The organism is Pseudomonas sp. Tul2A7 (assembly GCF_054790505.1).
The window spans coordinates 5927232-5942600 of the sequence record NZ_CP186499.1 but is presented as its reverse complement, the minus strand read 5'-3'; the positions used below and the strand labels follow the sequence as shown (position 1 = coordinate 5942600).

General features: G+C 60.9%; 13 protein-coding genes. 8 read left to right on the top strand and 5 right to left on the bottom strand.

Going from position 1 to position 15369, the window contains the following annotated elements:
• Nucleotides 1-56 precede the first annotated feature (56 nt).
• Both ACOYXJ_RS26400 and ACOYXJ_RS26395 read right to left on the bottom strand, forming a co-directional pair.
• Nucleotides 57-776: a FadR/GntR family transcriptional regulator gene (locus ACOYXJ_RS26400; protein WP_102902172.1), complete on the bottom strand. Its 720-nt coding sequence runs from the start codon at nucleotides 774-776 to the stop codon at nucleotides 57-59.
• Nucleotides 777-975: 199 nt separating this feature from the next.
• Nucleotides 976-2712: an IlvD/Edd family dehydratase gene (locus tag ACOYXJ_RS26395; protein ID WP_007917984.1), complete on the bottom strand. Its 1737-nt coding sequence runs from the start codon at nucleotides 2710-2712 to the stop codon at nucleotides 976-978.
• Nucleotides 2713-2905: 193 nt separating this feature from the next.
• On the opposite strand from ACOYXJ_RS26395, the gene ACOYXJ_RS26390 reads away from it, so the two are divergent.
• The 8 genes from ACOYXJ_RS26390 to ACOYXJ_RS26355 all read left to right on the top strand — a co-directional run bounded on the left by ACOYXJ_RS26390 (nucleotide 2906) and on the right by ACOYXJ_RS26355 (nucleotide 9760).
• Entirely contained in the window at nucleotides 2906-4228 is a 1323-nt protein-coding gene (locus ACOYXJ_RS26390; protein ID WP_038368111.1) for an MFS transporter, read from the top strand.
• Between the two features lie 146 nt (nucleotides 4229-4374).
• Nucleotides 4375-5367 carry an AraD1 family protein gene (araD1, locus tag ACOYXJ_RS26385; protein WP_150730912.1) on the top strand — a complete coding sequence of 331 codons (993 nt, stop codon included), beginning with the start codon at nucleotides 4375-4377 and terminating at the stop codon, nucleotides 5365-5367.
• Nucleotides 5368-5376: 9 nt separating this feature from the next.
• Nucleotides 5377-6957 (top strand): aldehyde dehydrogenase (NADP(+)), encoded by a 1581-nt coding sequence (locus ACOYXJ_RS26380; protein WP_460372446.1) that lies wholly within the window; start codon nucleotides 5377-5379, stop codon nucleotides 6955-6957.
• Between the two features lie 178 nt (nucleotides 6958-7135).
• Complete coding sequence (locus ACOYXJ_RS26375; protein WP_460372444.1) at nucleotides 7136-7447, top strand: DUF5629 family protein; 312 nt, start codon at nucleotides 7136-7138, stop codon at nucleotides 7445-7447.
• Nucleotides 7434-8609 carry a lactonase family protein gene (locus ACOYXJ_RS26370; RefSeq protein WP_150751947.1) on the top strand — a complete coding sequence of 392 codons (1176 nt, stop codon included), beginning with the start codon at nucleotides 7434-7436 and terminating at the stop codon, nucleotides 8607-8609. Before ACOYXJ_RS26375 ends, ACOYXJ_RS26370 begins: the two co-directional genes overlap by 14 nt.
• A gap of 156 nt (nucleotides 8610-8765) precedes the next feature.
• The gene (locus tag ACOYXJ_RS26365; RefSeq protein WP_007917967.1) at nucleotides 8766-8945 is read left to right on the top strand and encodes a hypothetical protein; all 180 of its coding nucleotides are present in this window, start codon (nucleotides 8766-8768) and stop codon (nucleotides 8943-8945) included.
• A 348-nt stretch (nucleotides 8946-9293) separates the two neighbouring features.
• Nucleotides 9294-9506 carry a hypothetical protein gene (locus ACOYXJ_RS26360; RefSeq protein WP_095122900.1) on the top strand — a complete coding sequence of 71 codons (213 nt, stop codon included), beginning with the start codon at nucleotides 9294-9296 and terminating at the stop codon, nucleotides 9504-9506.
• On the top strand, nucleotides 9503-9760 hold the full coding sequence (locus tag ACOYXJ_RS26355; RefSeq protein ID WP_038368124.1) for a hypothetical protein: 258 nt from the start codon (nucleotides 9503-9505) through the stop codon (nucleotides 9758-9760). The genes ACOYXJ_RS26360 and ACOYXJ_RS26355 overlap by 4 nt, the downstream gene beginning before the upstream one ends.
• 136 nt (nucleotides 9761-9896) lie before the next feature.
• On the opposite strand, the gene ACOYXJ_RS26350 is transcribed toward ACOYXJ_RS26355, so the two are convergent.
• Genes ACOYXJ_RS26350 through ACOYXJ_RS26340 form a run of 3 tightly spaced genes read right to left on the bottom strand, consistent with a single transcriptional unit; the run spans nucleotide 9897 to nucleotide 15360 of the window.
• The gene (locus ACOYXJ_RS26350; protein WP_460372442.1) at nucleotides 9897-10481 is read right to left on the bottom strand and encodes a glutathione S-transferase; all 585 of its coding nucleotides are present in this window, start codon (nucleotides 10479-10481) and stop codon (nucleotides 9897-9899) included.
• Entirely contained in the window at nucleotides 10478-14119 is a 3642-nt protein-coding gene (locus ACOYXJ_RS26345; RefSeq protein ID WP_460372441.1) for an AAA family ATPase, read from the bottom strand. The genes ACOYXJ_RS26350 and ACOYXJ_RS26345 overlap by 4 nt, the downstream gene beginning before the upstream one ends.
• Nucleotides 14116-15360 (bottom strand): exonuclease SbcCD subunit D C-terminal domain-containing protein, encoded by a 1245-nt coding sequence (locus ACOYXJ_RS26340; protein ID WP_460372440.1) that lies wholly within the window; start codon nucleotides 15358-15360, stop codon nucleotides 14116-14118. The genes ACOYXJ_RS26345 and ACOYXJ_RS26340 overlap by 4 nt, the downstream gene beginning before the upstream one ends.
• Between the last annotated feature and the right edge of the window lie 9 nt (nucleotides 15361-15369).

The window sequence follows — 15369 nt, the reverse complement described above, 5'->3', positions numbered from 1 at the left end:
CTCTGGGCGGTCCGACGTTTCGGGAGGGCTAGGGTGAGGGCAAGCAGTCTCAAGCCTTAAGTAAGTTCAGCGCCAAGCACAACACTCAAAGCACTACGCGCATCATCCAGCTGCACCAACGTCGCATGCCGAGCCCCCAGCGCATCCCGATTCTCGATCGCCGTCAAAATCGCTTTATGCCGAGGCAACGCCAGCTCATGCAGATTCGGCCGCTGATTCGAATGCTTCAACGCCTCGGCAATCGCCACCGACAACATGTTGCACAGGTTCGCCAGCAAATCATTGTGCGTCGCATCGGCAATCCGGCTGTGGAAATCCAGATCGGGCTGCAACAACGCTTCCGGCGTCGGCGCCGCTTCCATGCGCTGGTACGCCTCACCAATTGCGGCGATGTCCGCCTCTGTCGCATGTTGAGCGGCGAGGGCGGCAGCGGCCGGCTCGATGATGCTGCGAACACTGGTCAGCACATTGAAAAACTCATTTTGCGGGCTGCTTTGCATCAGCCAGTGCAGCACGTCCGGGTCGAGCATGTGCCATTCGCGGCGGGCCTTGACCACAGTTCCCACACGCGGCTTGGAATACACCAGACCTTTGGCCACCAACACCCGCGTCGCTTCGCGCAGCACCGGCCGGCTGACCGCGTATTCCTCGCAGAGCAGGGCTTCGGCGGGCAGTTTGTCGTCGGGCTTGAAGCGTCCGGAGACGATCTGCATGCCCAGTTCCTGGACGATGCGCGAGTGCATGCTTTTGCGGTCGGAGGGTTTGCGGTAATCCATGGGGAACGGCGCGATCCTGAGCGATGGAGATGCCGCGCATCATAGCAGGCACCAGACAATCTTGAGGCGGGTAATGATCGTTCCCACGCTCTGCGTGGGAATGCTGCCCGGGACGCTCTGCGTCCCATTTCAGAGCTGGAACGCGGAGCGTCCCTTGAGGCATTCCCACGCGGAGCATGGGAACGATCGGTGGAGAAGGTCAGTGAGAGTGGCGTGGGACTTCCGCGCCGCGACAGCCGACCAAGAAGTCAAAGTCACAACCCTGATCCGCCTGCAGCACATGGTCGATGTACAGCTGACGGTAGCCACCGACCAACAACTGCTGCGGTGGCTGCAGATCTGCCATGCGCGCCGCCAGTTCGGCATCCGGAATATCCAGGTGCAGACGCCCGGTAGCGCAATCCAGTTCGATCCAGTCGCCTTCCTTCACCGTCGCCAAAGGCCCGCCGGCCGCCGCTTCCGGCGCCACGTGCAAAACCACCGTGCCGTACGCGGTGCCGCTCATCCGTGCATCGGAAATGCGCACCATATCGGTCACACCCTGCGCCAGCAACTTGGCCGGCAAACCCATGTTTCCGACTTCAGCCATGCCCGGATAACCCTTCGGCCCGCAGTTCTTCATCACCAGAATCGAATCCTTGTCTACATCCAGCTCCGGATCGTTGATCCGCGCCTTGTACATGTCGAAGTTCTCGAACACCACCGCACGACCACGATGCTGCATCAATTCCGGCGTGGCGGCAGAAGGCTTGAGCACCGCACCGAGCGGCGCCAGGTTGCCACGGAGCACACAGATGCCACCGTCAGCACGAATCGGATTGTCGAGGGTGCGGATCACCTCGTCTTCGCCATAGATCGGCGCGTCCTTGGTGTTCTCACCGATCGACTTGCCGTTGACGGTCAGTGCATTCGGATTGGGAATCAGATTGGCTTCACCAAGACGCCGCAGCACCGCTGGCAGGCCGCCAGCGTAATAGAACTCTTCCATCAGGAAACGCCCCGACGGTTGCAGGTCGACAATGGTCGGCATGCCGCGACCGATACGCGTCCAGTCATCCAGATCCAGCTCGACACCGATGCGCCCGGCGATGGCTTTCAAGTGAATCACCGCGTTGGTCGAGCCGCCGATGGCAGCGTTCACGCGGATAGCGTTCTCGAAGGCTTCCTTGGTCAGAATCTTCGACAGTTTCAGATCTTCGCGAACCATCTCCACCGCCCGCATGCCGGACATGTGCGCCAACACATAACGTCGCGCATCCACCGCCGGAATCGCAGCGTTGTGCGGCAGGGAAGTGCCGAGTGCTTCAGCCATGCAGGCCATCGTCGACGCGGTGCCCATGGTGTTGCAGGTGCCTGCCGAACGCGACATGCCGCCCTCGGCCGCGAGGAAATCGTCGATGGTAATAGTGCCAGCCTTGACCTGTTCGCTGAGCTGCCAGACCACGGTGCCGGAACCGATGTCCTTGCCCTTGTGCTTGCCGTTCAACATCGGTCCGCCGGTGACAACAATCGCTGGCACGTCGCAACTGGCCGCACCCATCAACAGCGCCGGGGTGGTTTTGTCGCAGCCAGTCAGCAGCACCACGCCGTCAATCGGGTTGCCGCGAATCGCTTCTTCAACGTCCATGCTCGCCAGGTTGCGGGTGAGCATGGCGGTCGGGCGCAGGTTCGATTCGCCGTTGGAGAACACCGGAAACTCCACCGGAAAGCCACCCGCCTCGATCACCCCGCGTTTGACGTGCTCCGCGATCTGGCGGAAGTGCGCGTTGCACGGGGTCAGTTCCGACCAGGTGTTGCAGATGCCGATGATCGGCTTGCCGTGGAACTGGTGGTCGGCGATGCCCTGATTCTTCATCCAGCTGCGGTACATGAAGCCGTTCTTGTCGGCCGTGCCAAACCATTGGGCGGAGCGCAGGGTGGGTTTCTTATCAGACATGATCGATTCTCTTATTGTATGACTATAGTGTTCCAGCTATGGCTTAATCTAAGCGCAAAATCCTAGGTTTGGAAGTGTTGTTGGTGAATTAGTATTACTATATAGTCGTTTTCGACGGAGGGACGGCCCTGACGGTTTGCCGTGAGAGGCGTCCCCCGAGGTTCTATAAAAACAACAATCGGAGACCGATCTCATGAGCCAGGAACTGCGGCTAATCCGGCGCATAACGCTGAAACTGATTCCCTTCCTGATCCTGCTGTACCTGATCGCCTATGTGGATCGCTCCGCTGTTGGCTTCGCCAAGCTGCACATGGGCGCCGACATCGGCATCGGCGATGCGGCTTACGGCCTCGGCGCCGGGCTGTTCTTCATTGGTTACTTCCTCCTCGAAATCCCCAGCAACCTGATGCTCGAACGCTTCGGCGCACGACGCTGGTTCGCACGGATCATGATCACCTGGGGTGCGATCACCATCGGCATGGCCTTCGTCCAGGGCCCGCACAGTTTCTACGTGATGCGCTTTCTGCTCGGCGCGGCCGAGGCGGGCTTCTTCCCCGGCGTTCTCTACTACATCACCCAATGGTTCCCGGTGCGCCATCGCGGCAAGATCCTCGGGCTGTTCATCCTTTCCCAGCCGATCGCAATGATGATCACCGGCCCCGTGTCCGGCGGCTTGCTTGGCATGGACGGCGTCCTTGGCCTGCATGGCTGGCAGTGGTTGTTCATCGTCATCGGTACGCCGGCGATCCTGCTGACCTGGCCGGTGTTGCGCTGGTTGCCGGACGGCCCGCAGCAAGTGAAATGGATGGATCAGGCGGAAAAAGACTGGCTGACCGGCGAGCTGAAAAAGGATCTGCAGGAATACGGCCAGACTCGCCACGGCAACCCGTTGCATGCGCTGAAAGACAAACGCGTTTTGCTGCTGGCGCTGTTCTATCTGCCGGTGACGTTGAGCATTTATGGCCTCGGTCTATGGTTGCCGACGCTGATCAAACAGTTTGGCGGCAGCGATCTGGTCACCGGTTTCGTGTCGTCGGTGCCGTACATCTTCGGGATCATCGGTTTGCTGATCGTGCCGCGCAGTTCCGACCGGTTGAATGATCGTTACGGGCATCTGGCGGTGCTGTATGTGCTGGGCGCGATTGGCTTGTTCCTCAGTGCGTGGCTGTCGTTGCCGGTGGCGCAACTGGCGGCGCTGTGTCTGGTGGCGTTTGCGCTGTTTTCCTGCACGGCGGTGTTCTGGACCTTGCCGGGGCGGTTCTTTGCTGGTGCGAGTGCGGCGGCGGGGATTGCCTTGATCAACTCGGTGGGGAATCTGGGTGGGTATATCGGGCCGTTTGTGATTGGGGCGTTGAAGGAGTACACCGGCAATTTGGCTTCGGGATTGTATTTCCTCTCTGGAGTGATGGTGTTTGGCTTGATCCTGACGGGCGTTGTCTACCGTGTGCTGGAACGCAAACACGTCCTGCCGGTCGACCAATTCGCCGCCAGTGCCCGTGGCGCCACCCGCACCTGACAGACCCACACCGACCCCCTGTAGGAGTGAGCCTGCTCGCGATAGCGGTGTATCAGTAAAAAAGTTGTCAACTGACACACCGCTATCGCGAGCAGGCTCACTCCTACAAGGGGGCGGCGGTGTTTCGAATAACACAGGAGAAAATCATGCATCTGGTTCAATTCGAATTAAGCAACGGCGAGCGCCGCGTCGGCGTGGTCGACAACGGTCTGGTGCGCGAAGTGCAGGACGCGCGCAGCGTGCGCGATCTGGCGCTGGCCGCCATCGAGGCCGGCCACTCCCTTGAGCAGCAAGTGCAGAACCTCGGTCTCGGCATCAGCCACGACTACGCCGAACTGCTCGCGCAACTGCGCATCCTGCCGCCACTCGACCACCCGGATCCGGCACACATGCTGGTCAGCGGCACCGGTCTGACCCACTTGGGCAGCGCCTCGGCGCGCGACAAAATGCACCAGCAGGCCGGCGACGAAGCGACGATGACCGACACCATGCGCATCTTCAAATGGGGCGTGGAGGGCGGCAAACCGGCGGCGGGGCAGGCCGGTGTGCAGCCGGAATGGTTCTACAAGGGGGACGGCAGCATCGTCGTGCGTCCGGGGCAACCTTTCCCGGTGCCACCGTTTGCCGAAGATGCCGGCGAAGAACCGGAGATGGCCGGCCTCTACGTGATCGGCCACGACGGCAAGCCTTATCGCCTCGGGTTCGCGGTGGGCAACGAGTTCTCCGACCACGTCATGGAGCGCAAGAATTACCTGTACCTCGCGCACTCGAAACTGCGCAGTTGCAGTTATGGCCCGGAACTTCGCACCGGTGAATTGCCTCAACACCTTGCCGGCACCAGTCGAATTCTGCGTGACGGCGAAGTGCTCTGGCAGAACGAGTTTCTCAGCGGTGAGGCGAACATGTGCCACAGCCTCGCCAACCTCGAATATCACCACTTCAAATACCGCCAGTTCCTGCGTCCGGGCGACGTGCACATTCACTTCTTCGGCACAGCGACCCTGTCGTTCGCCGATGGCATTCGCACGCAACCGGGCGACCTGTTCGAAATCAGCCAGGCCGAATTCGGCGCACCGCTGGTCAACGGCATCGTGCCGATCGCGGCCGCTTTTGAGCCGGACAGCATCGGCACCCTTTAAGGAGATCCCATGACTCAGATTCTCGGTCACAACTACGTTGGCGGTCAGCGTAGCGCTGCTGGCGACGTCAAACTGCAATCTGTTGATGCCACGACGGGCGAGCAACTGCCGCACGATTTCATTCAGGCCACGGTTGAAGAAGTCGACGCCGCCGCCAAAGCCGCCGCTGCCGCGTACCCGGCGTATCGCAGCCTCAGCGCCGAACGCCGCGCGCAATTTCTCGATGCGATAGCCGATGAACTGGATGCGCTCGGTGATGATTTCGTCGCCGTGGTCTGCCGCGAGACCGCGTTGCCGGCAGGTCGTATTCAGGGCGAACGGGGACGCACCAGTGGGCAGATGCGTCTGTTCGCCAAAGTGTTGCGCCGTGGTGATTTCTATGGCGCGCGCATTGATCTGCCACTGCCGGATCGCCAGCCACTGCCACGTCCGGATCTACGCCAATACCGCATTGGTCTCGGCCCCGTAGCCGTGTTCGGCGCAAGCAACTTTCCGCTGGCATTTTCCACCGCTGGCGGCGACACCGCGTCGGCGCTGGCCGCCGGTTGCCCGGTGGTGTTCAAGGCCCACAGCGGCCATATGGCGACAGCAGAACTGGTCGCCGATGCGCTGATTCGCGCCGCAGAAAAAACCGCGATGCCGGCCGGTGTGTTCAACATGATCTACGGTGGTGGCGTCGGCGAATGGCTGGTCAAGCATCCGGCGATCCAGGCAGTCGGTTTCACCGGTTCGCTCAGGGGCGGACGTGCACTGTGCGACATGGCCGCGGCACGCCCGCAACCGATTCCGGTGTTCGCCGAGATGTCGAGCATCAACCCGGTGATCGTCCTGCCGCAGGCCCTTGCCGAGCGTTCGGAAACGGTTGCCCGCGACCTGACGGCTTCGGTGGTGCAGGGCTGCGGTCAGTTCTGTACCAATCCGGGTCTGGTCATCGGCATCCGCTCGCCAGAGTTCAGCGCGTTCGTCCAGCAAGTCGCCGGTCTGATCGGTGATCAGCCAGCGCAAACCATGCTCAATGCCGGCACCCTCGGCAGCTACGGCAAAGGCTTGCAGAAGCTGTTGGCGCATCCCGGCGTCGAGCATCTGGCCGGTAATCCGCAGCAGGGTAATCAGGCGCAGCCGCAGTTGTTCAAGGCCGATGCCAGTCTGTTGATCAATGGCGATGAAGTGCTGCAGGAAGAAGTGTTCGGCCCGACCACGGTGATTGTCGAAGTGGCGGACAAGGCGCAACTCAGCGCTGCGCTGCATGGCCTGCACGGGCAACTCACTGCGACGATCATTGGTGAGCTGACGGACTTCGAACAGTTTGCTGAACTGACACCGCTGCTGGAACAGAAGGTCGGGCGGATTCTGCTTAACGGCTATCCGACCGGTGTCGAGGTGTGCGATTCGATGGTGCACGGCGGGCCATACCCGGCGACGTCCGATGCCCGTGGCACGTCGGTGGGCACGCTGGCCATCGACCGCTTCCTGCGCCCGGTGTGCTTCCAGAACTACCCGGACAGCTTGCTGCCCGAGCCGCTGAAAAACGCCAACCCTTTGCGCATCCAGCGCCTCGTTGATGGCAAGCCCTCGCGCGACGCGCTGTAACTGCCAGCCAATATCCCTGTGGGAGCGAGCCTGCTCGCGAATGCATTCTTTCAGTCAGTCTTTCATGGCCTGACACACCGCATTCGCGAGCAGGCTCGCTCCCACAAGGGTTCCCATAAGGCCTCTGGATCACATTGAGCTATCATTGGCCCTTTCCCCCCTAGAAAGACTGTTTGCCATGACTGCCCAAACCCTTCTCAACGCCCTCGAACACTGCGGCATGGTCGAAATCGATGGCCTGCACGCCTTCGAATTCGCCCTCGACGAAGACGATAACCTGCACATCGAATGCATCGATGGCCGCGCGGCCAAGCATTGGGAATTCACTCCGGCGCAGGTTGCAGCGGCAACGTTTGATGACTCACTGCAAAGCTGGCTGATCGTCGGTTATTTCAATGAAACCAGAGCGATCGGCGAACACCGCCTGGTCTGCCATGGTGACGTAGTCAGCAGCAGCGATGATGAGGACGAAACTGATGAAAATGCGTAAATTCTGGCCGCTGCTGATGGCCGGCAGCGTCGGTGCCATGGGGCTTTCCAGCGCATCCGCCGAGAACTTCCAGCTGCTGGTCGGTTCCTACACCGCCAACACCAGCCAGGGCCTCTATCGAATGAACTTCGACAGCGCCACTGGCCAGATCGCCGCCAAACCGCTGCAGGTGGTCAAGAGCGAAAACCCGTCATGGCTGACCCTGTCCAAAGACCAGCGTCGCCTGTTTGTTGTCAACGAAAACGGCCCGGGCCAGAAAGACCCGGTCGGTCGCGTCAGCAGCTATTCGATCGATCCGAAAACCCACACGCTGACCCTGATCAATCAAGTGCAGAGTCTGGGCAACGAGCCGACCCATTCGAGCCTCAGTGGTGATGCCAGCCACTTGTTCGTCAGCAACTATTCGGTGATGGAAGATCCGGGTGGAACGCTGGCGGTATTGCCGGTCGGTGCCGACGGCAAACTCAAACCTGTCGTGCAGATGAGCGCGCATCCGGCGAGCCGGATCAATCCTGAGCGCCAGGCCTCCAACCACGTGCACTCGACGGTTTCTTCGCCTGACGGCCGCTACGTCTTCTCCAACGATCTGGGCGCGGACAAAGTCTTCGTTTACCTGTTCGATCCGAAGGCCAACCCGGACTTGCCGCTGACGCCGGCGATGACCGCCGCAGTGCCCTTGCCGGCCGGCAGCGGTCCGCGTCATCTGCTGTTCAGCGCTGACGGCAAACACGCCTGGCTGACCATGGAAATGAGCGCGCAAGTCGCGGTGTTCGATTACCACGATGGCGTGCTGACCCAGACGCAACTGGTCGATCTGGCCGCCGGCCAGCCGACCTCGGACAAGGCCGGCGCGGCGCTGCATGCCTCGGCGGATGGCAAGTTCCTCTACGTCAGCAACCGTGGTACCGCCAATCAACTGGTGGTGTTCGCGATCGATCCGGCCACCGGTCAGCTCAAAGAGCTGCAAAAACGTTCGGTGGACGGTGATCACCCGCGCGAGTTCAGCCTCGACCCGAGTGGCAAATTCCTGCTGATCGCCAACCAGAAGAGCAACGAAATTGTCGTCGTCGAGCGCGATGGCAAGACCGGTCTGCTTGGCAAAACCGTGCAGAAACTGCCGATGGACGCGCCCAGCGACCTCAAATTCATAGTGCGACAATAAGCCACAGGCCCCGGTTTACGGGGCCTGTCTCTTTGTATTAATCGCGCTGATATCCGGTAATGCTACAAAGCATTTCAAGCGATCAACCCTCGAGCGTTAAGTTTGCTTCACAGCCCAACCGGGCAAGCAAGCCAACCGAACACGAGGGTTACCGCCATGAACTTCAATCTCTTCTCCGTTATCGCCGCTTCCGCCATCTCCGCCACTGTCGTGCTGCCAGCCAGCGCCAACGTCGAAATCAACAGCAAAAAATCCCACACCCAGAGCTACACCCAGAAATACCTGCAACAGAGCGCCAACTTCTACGCCGCCTTGGATCACAAAGCCCAACACTGAAAGTCTGCACACAACTCCCCTGTAGGAGCTGCCGAAGGCTGCAGTCTTGATCTTGCCCTTGGGATCGTTCCCACGCTCCGCGTGGGAACGCAGCCCGTGACGCTCCGCGTCACTGGACGCAGAGCGTCCCGAGAGGCATTCCCACGCTGAGCATGGGAACGATCAGATCGCAGCCTTCGGCAGCTCCTGCACGTGTGTTTTTCGCGGCATGATAGGTTTCTTCAAGCACGCAAATAGACTGGCTAAATAATCAACGAAGCTGATGTTTACTATGGCAAACCCTGAGTGGTTAGCGCGGCTTTTTTGATTGATTCTGTGGACATCGAAACATGCCCACGGGAGAACACCATGGCCAGCGCAATCCTTCACTCAGCCAAACGCGGCGCCTACCTGGCCATTGGTCTGTACCTGGCCGTGGTGCTGGTCGTCAGCATCGCCTCGCAGATGGAACACACCTTCGACGCCCCGATTGAAGTTGCCCATCCCGGCATCCAGTTTGAAGTCCGCTCGCAAAGCGTGATGGTCGACCGGGCCGAACTCGCGGGAGTCGGCGGAGCATGAAAGGCTACAGACTTTGGGTTATCGCCGGTTTAGCGTTCTTTACCAACGGCGCGTCATTACTGGGAATCGGCCAAGGCTCGGTGGGTGCATTGGCCCGTGCCATAGAGGCCAATCACACCATCGCGCACAACATCGAACGGGCGAATACCCTGGGGCTGATGGCCGGCAATCCACCGGTCAAAGTCTCGGCGGATTTTCTCGGGCCATTCGAGATAGATTGCATGGCCCTCGGCATGTGCAACGCGCTGGCTTAGACGACGCGAGTGATCGTTCCCACGCTCCGCGTGGGAATGCAGCCCCGGACGCTCCGCGTCCGATTGGAACGCAGAGCGTCCCTTGAGGCATTCCCACGCAGAGCGTGGGAACGATCATCAATCAGGAAGGTGAGGGTTATTTCTTCATGATCGAGGTGAAGAGTTCGGATTCGAGGAAACGCTGCAACCAGGCCTGTAAGCGAACATAAGGTGTCTGCGCAAACCACTCGCGATCGACATGGGCAAACTGCCGAACGAACGGCAGCAGGGCGATATCCGCCAGGCTCGGATGATCGGCCAGCAGGTAATCGTGTTCGTTGAGCAACGCTTCCAGCCTCTGCAAATGCACGGCGCCCTCAGCCCGATAAACCTCCATCGGCTGCTCGGGATAACGCTCGGCGTATTTGTAGCGATTCAAATGCACCTTGAACACCTGATCATTCGCTTCGATCAGTTCGGCAATCCGCGCGTCATCCTCAAGCAACCAGTCACCCGGATCATTCTGCGCCAACGCCCAGCGCATGATCTCCAGGCTCTCATCAATCACTCGACCATCCGCATCCAGCACCGGCACCGTGCCCTTGGGCGAGATCGCCAGCATCGCGGCAGGCTTGGCCTTGAGGCTGACCTCAACGATGTCCACCGGTACACCCGAGTAACGCAGCGCCATCCGCGCCCGCATCGCGTACGGGCAGCGGCGGAAGGAGTACAGCGTGTTCATTTCACCTCCAGTGTGCTCAAGCCATTGCCCTGACGCTGCACCTGAATCTGCACCGGGATCCGCTCGTGCATTTCCTGCACGTGGGAAATCACCGCGACCTTGCGCCCCTGCGCCTGCAAACCGTCCAGCGCATCCATGGCCAGTTGCAGCGACTCCGGGTCGAGGCTGCCAAAGCCTTCGTCGATAAACAGCGATTCGATCTTCAGCGTGCTCGACGCCATCGATGCCAGGCCCAATGCCAGTGCCAGCGACACCAGGAACGTCTCGCCGCCCGATAACGAGTGCACCGAACGCAGTTCATCACCCATTTCGGTGTCCATCACCAGCAGCCCGAGCATGCTGCCACCGCGCTTGAGGCGATAGCGTTTGACCAGTTGGCGCAGTTGCACGTTGGCGTGATGCACCAACAAGTCGAGGTTGTAAGCCTGGGCAATCTTGCGGAAGGTGTCGCCAGTGGCCGAGCCGATCAAGGCACTCAGTCGCGCCCAGCGTTGATACTCGGCATACGCCGAGGCGATCTGCTGCGCCAGTGCCTGATTGGCGTTCTGTCGGCGCTGGTCTTCGACCTGTTCGGCACGCAGTTCGGCGCACTGCTGTTCGCTGACGGTGAACTGGTTCTGCACATCTGTGAGGGCGCTGGCCAGTTGTTCGGCATCAAGATTGCCGTTGTGCTGCGCCTGATGATCGAGCAGACGCTGGTCACGCTCCTGCAACAACACCTTGGCCTGTTCGATGGCTTTTTCGTTGTGCTGCAAGCGCTGGCGCAGCTCGGCGACTTGCGCGTCGTCGACCCGCAACAGGTCTTCGAGGCCACCGTCATCCAGCTCAGGATGGCGGGCGCGCCAGTCAGCAATCTTGCCAGCCAGATCCTGATCTTCGCTTTGCAGTGCCTGCAAACGCTCCTGCTGCGCATTGAGTTCTGCAGCGATTTGCACGAGTTGCGTGCGCAGGTTTTGCAGTTCCTGTGCGGTGCCGGTTTCGGCGCTTCGTGCCTGTTCAACAGCGTGCTCGAGCTGCTGCTGCCAGTGCTCGGCGCTGCTGTGTTCGCCGAGCAGTTGCGCCAGTTTCTGCTGGCAGGCGTGCTGCTGTTCGGTCAGCGCTGTGAATTGCTGTTCGGCGCTGAGCAATTGCTGTGCACGGGTCTGCTGGCGATCCTGTTCTTTCTCCAGCGTCTGTTGGCGTTGTTGCTGCTCGGCCTGTTCTTCTTTCTGCTGATCGACCTGCGCCAGGCGTTCGGCGATCTGCCGGTCGAGCTGCATGAATGTCGCTGCGGGCTCCTGGCGCAAGGCTTCAAGGGTGTCCGCTGGCAGCAGATTGCCGAACGCGCTGAGTTCTTCGTCGAGTCGTTGACGGTCGCTGCTCAATTGGTGCTGTTGATTGCTCAGGTGTTGGGCGGCTTGCTGGTGGGCCGTTTCCGTCTGGCGCAATTGCTGGGTCAGGCGCGCGGCATCCTGTTGCAAAGTGAGCAGGGCGCTCTGGCGCTGTTCGTCCTGAGTGATGCTCTGGGTCAACTGATCGTTTTGTCGGGCGAGCCAGGCATCGCGTTTGTCAGCGTCCTGATTGAGCAACTGCACAGCCAGTGGATGCGCGTTGAGACTTGGCGCTAACACTTGCTGCTGGGTCGCCAGTTGTTCTTGCTGTTGCAGTAATTCTTTCTGCTGAGCAATCACGCCACCGACTTCGGCACGCAACTCGATAAGCTTTTCCTTGAACTGATCGACGACTTTCTGGGCGTTAGCCTGCTCGCTTTCGTCGTGGCGACCGAGGCTTTGCAGCAGCGCTTCAGGCTGATGATACGGATGCTCGTTGCTGCCACAGACCGGGCACGGCTGATCGTCCTGCAACTGCGCGCGCAACTCTTCGACACTGGCACTGCGCGCTAACCGCTGGCGCTCAAGCAGCTCGCGGGTGACGTTGAGGGTTTGCTCGGCGACGGTCAGATCGGTTTTGGTTTTTACCCCGTCCTGAGTCAGGCGCTCGCGCTCCTGCTGGGCGCTGAGCTGACGCTGTTGCAGCTCGCTGCTGCGCTTGTCGAGATCCTGTTGCGTGGCCCACAGACGCGACAGGTCTTCGAAGGCGCGCAGTTGTTTGCGGTTGTCCTGCAGCAGCGTGCCGAGGATGCCGATCTGCTCGGCGACGGCGTCGGGTTCGGCACCGGCCTCTTTGAACAGCACTTCAAGTTGCTGTTTCTGCGAGGTCAGCTCTGCGGCGCTGCGCGTGGCGTTTTCTTCGAGGCTCGCCAGTTCCGCCTGTCCCTTGTTCAAGCGGTTACCGATCAGCATCAGCTGTTGCAGGCGATCGCGGTAGGCATTCCATGCATCGCTCAGCGGCGCCAGATGGGCGCTTTGCTCAAGTTCGGTGGCGATGCGTTGCAGGCGCTCGGCGACCTGAGTCTGTTTTTCCAGCAGGGCTTGAATGGCGTTCTGGCCCTCGGTGCAAGCCTGCTGCGCAGTGAGGCTGGCTTCGGCACTTTGCGCGACATCCTTGGCCAGACGGGCGAGGGTGCTTTGCTCTTCAAAGGCCTGCCGCAACAGCGGCGCGTTTTCACTTTGCCGTTGCTGCGCTTCGCTCAGGGCGACTTTCGCCGCTTCCAGAGTTTGCTCCAGTTGCGTTTGGCGCTCAGTCAGCTCGGCGTGTTGTTGGGTGTGCGCGGCTATTTGCGCGGCCAGTGGCATCAGTAGGGCATCGAGTTCGGTTTTGCGCGCGAACTGGTGCCGCTGCGGGCCGAGCTGCTCCAGGCGCGTCAGTTTCACCCGCTCGCCGGCCAGACTTTCCGATTGCTGCTGCGCACTGTGCAGTTGCTCGGCGGCCGCTTGCTGCGCGTCCTGCAAAACCCGCAAATCCTTGAGCCAGCCGTGCTGCTGCTCAAGCTGTTTGAGCTGTGCCTGCTGCAGTTTCAATTGCTGTTGTGCGGCATTGAAGCGTTCATCCAGCTCTTCCCGGGCCTCGGGTGCCAGTGGCGTGACGCCGGTGGCCTGATCCTGCAACAGCTTGTGCGCTTCGCGGGCCTCTTTGGTCTTGTCGAAGGCGCGGCGGCCGAGGCGGGTGTACAGCGCGGTGTCGGTGAGCTTTTCCAGCAGTTCGCTGCGGTCGTTGTCATCGGCTTTAAGGAACGCACTGAACTCGCTTTGTGCCAGCAGCACGGCGCGGGTGAACTGTTCGAAGTTCAGGCCGAGCGCAGCTTCCAGTTGAGTTTTGTATTCGCCTTTCTGGCTGGCGAGCAGTTGATCCTGATCGATATCGCGCAGGCTTTGACGACTGGCTTGCAGCTTGCCGCCGGCCTTCTCGCGGGCGCGGTTGGCTTCCCAGCGCGCCCGGTAGCGCCGGCCATCGACACCGACGAAATCCACTTCGGCATAACCTTCGCCGGTGCCCCGACGCAGCAGAGTACGCGGGTCGCCAGTGGCGATTTCACCGTCGGCATCCGGGACTTTGGCGTCACGGCCAGTGTTGTTCAGGCGCGGCACGGCGCCGAACAGCGCCAGGCACAAGGCGTCGAGCAGGGTACTTTTACCGGCGCCGGTCGGACCGGTAATCGCGAACAAACCGGCACTGGCCAGCGGTTCAGCGGTGAAATCAATCTCGAACGGCCCGGCCAGCGAGGCGAGGTTCTTCAAACGAATGGCGAGAATCTTCATGGCTGCTCGCCCTCCAGTTGCACGTCCTGCAGCAGTTCGGCGAAGTCTTTCAGCGTTTGCTCATCGACCTCGTTGCCGTAGTTGTCGAGCCAGGCGCGGCTGAACAGTTCTTGCGGGGTGAGTTGGTCGAGTTCGATCAGTGCGGCGCCGTCTTCGACACCGTCAGCACCACGACTGCCAGCGTATTCGGCGGCGATGCGCACCAGGCGTACGGCTTTGCCCTGCAGGGCGCTTTCTACCTGATGGCGCAGGTCCGGCTGCGGCTCGTCGAGGGTTACGCGCACTTCGAGCCATGGTTGACGCTGGGTTTCGGCGAGCAGGTCGATGTTCGGCAGGTCCGCCAGTTGCAGCAGAATCTCGGCCAGCGGTGCCGGCCCGATGCGTTGCAGATTGACCGAGCGCGGGATCAGTTTCGGCTCGACGCTGATCAGGGTTTCGCCGTCGAGGGTGACGTCGAGGATCTGGTGCTGATAGCCGATCTCCGAGAACGACAACGGGATCGGCGAACCGCTGTAGCGAATGCGCTCCTCACCATTGACCTTCTGCGGCTTGTGCAGGTGGCCGAGGGCAACGTAGCTGATGCTCGGCCCGAACAGGCTGGCAGGCAGGGCTTCGGCGTTACCGATGATCAGGCTGCGCTCGGAATCCTCTGAAACCGAGCCGCCAGCCATGTGCGCGTGGCTGATGGCGATCAGCGCCTGACCGGGTTTGCGCTTGGCGTTGGCCGCTTCGATCAGCCATTCGTGCACCTGACCGATGCCGCGCAAATAGTTGTCGCCCAGATGCGCGCCAGTTACCTCCGCCGGGCGCAGGAACGGCAGCGCCAGACACCACGCGGCGATCTCGCCTTGGGCATTGGGCAGCGGCAGCAGCAGGCGTTCGGCATCCAATTGCCCGTCGTCCAGCCACAACACCCGACCCAACGCGTGCGTGCGCAAACGGCGCATCAACGGCGCGGGCAGTTCGATCCGCGACCCGGAATCGTGGTTGCCGGCGATCATCACAATGGTCAGTAACGGTTGTTGTTCATGGGCGCTGACGATGAAGTCGTAGAGGCGTTCCTGGGCTTTGACCGGAGGATTGACGGTGTCGAAGATGTCCCCGGCAATCAGCAGCACATCCGGCTGCGCCAGTTGCAGTTGGCGCAGCAGCCACTCGAGGAAGCACGCATGCTCGAAATCGCGCTCCTGGCCGTGCAGGTTTTGCCCAAGGTGCCAGTCGGAGGTGTGGAACAGACGCAAGGTGGACTC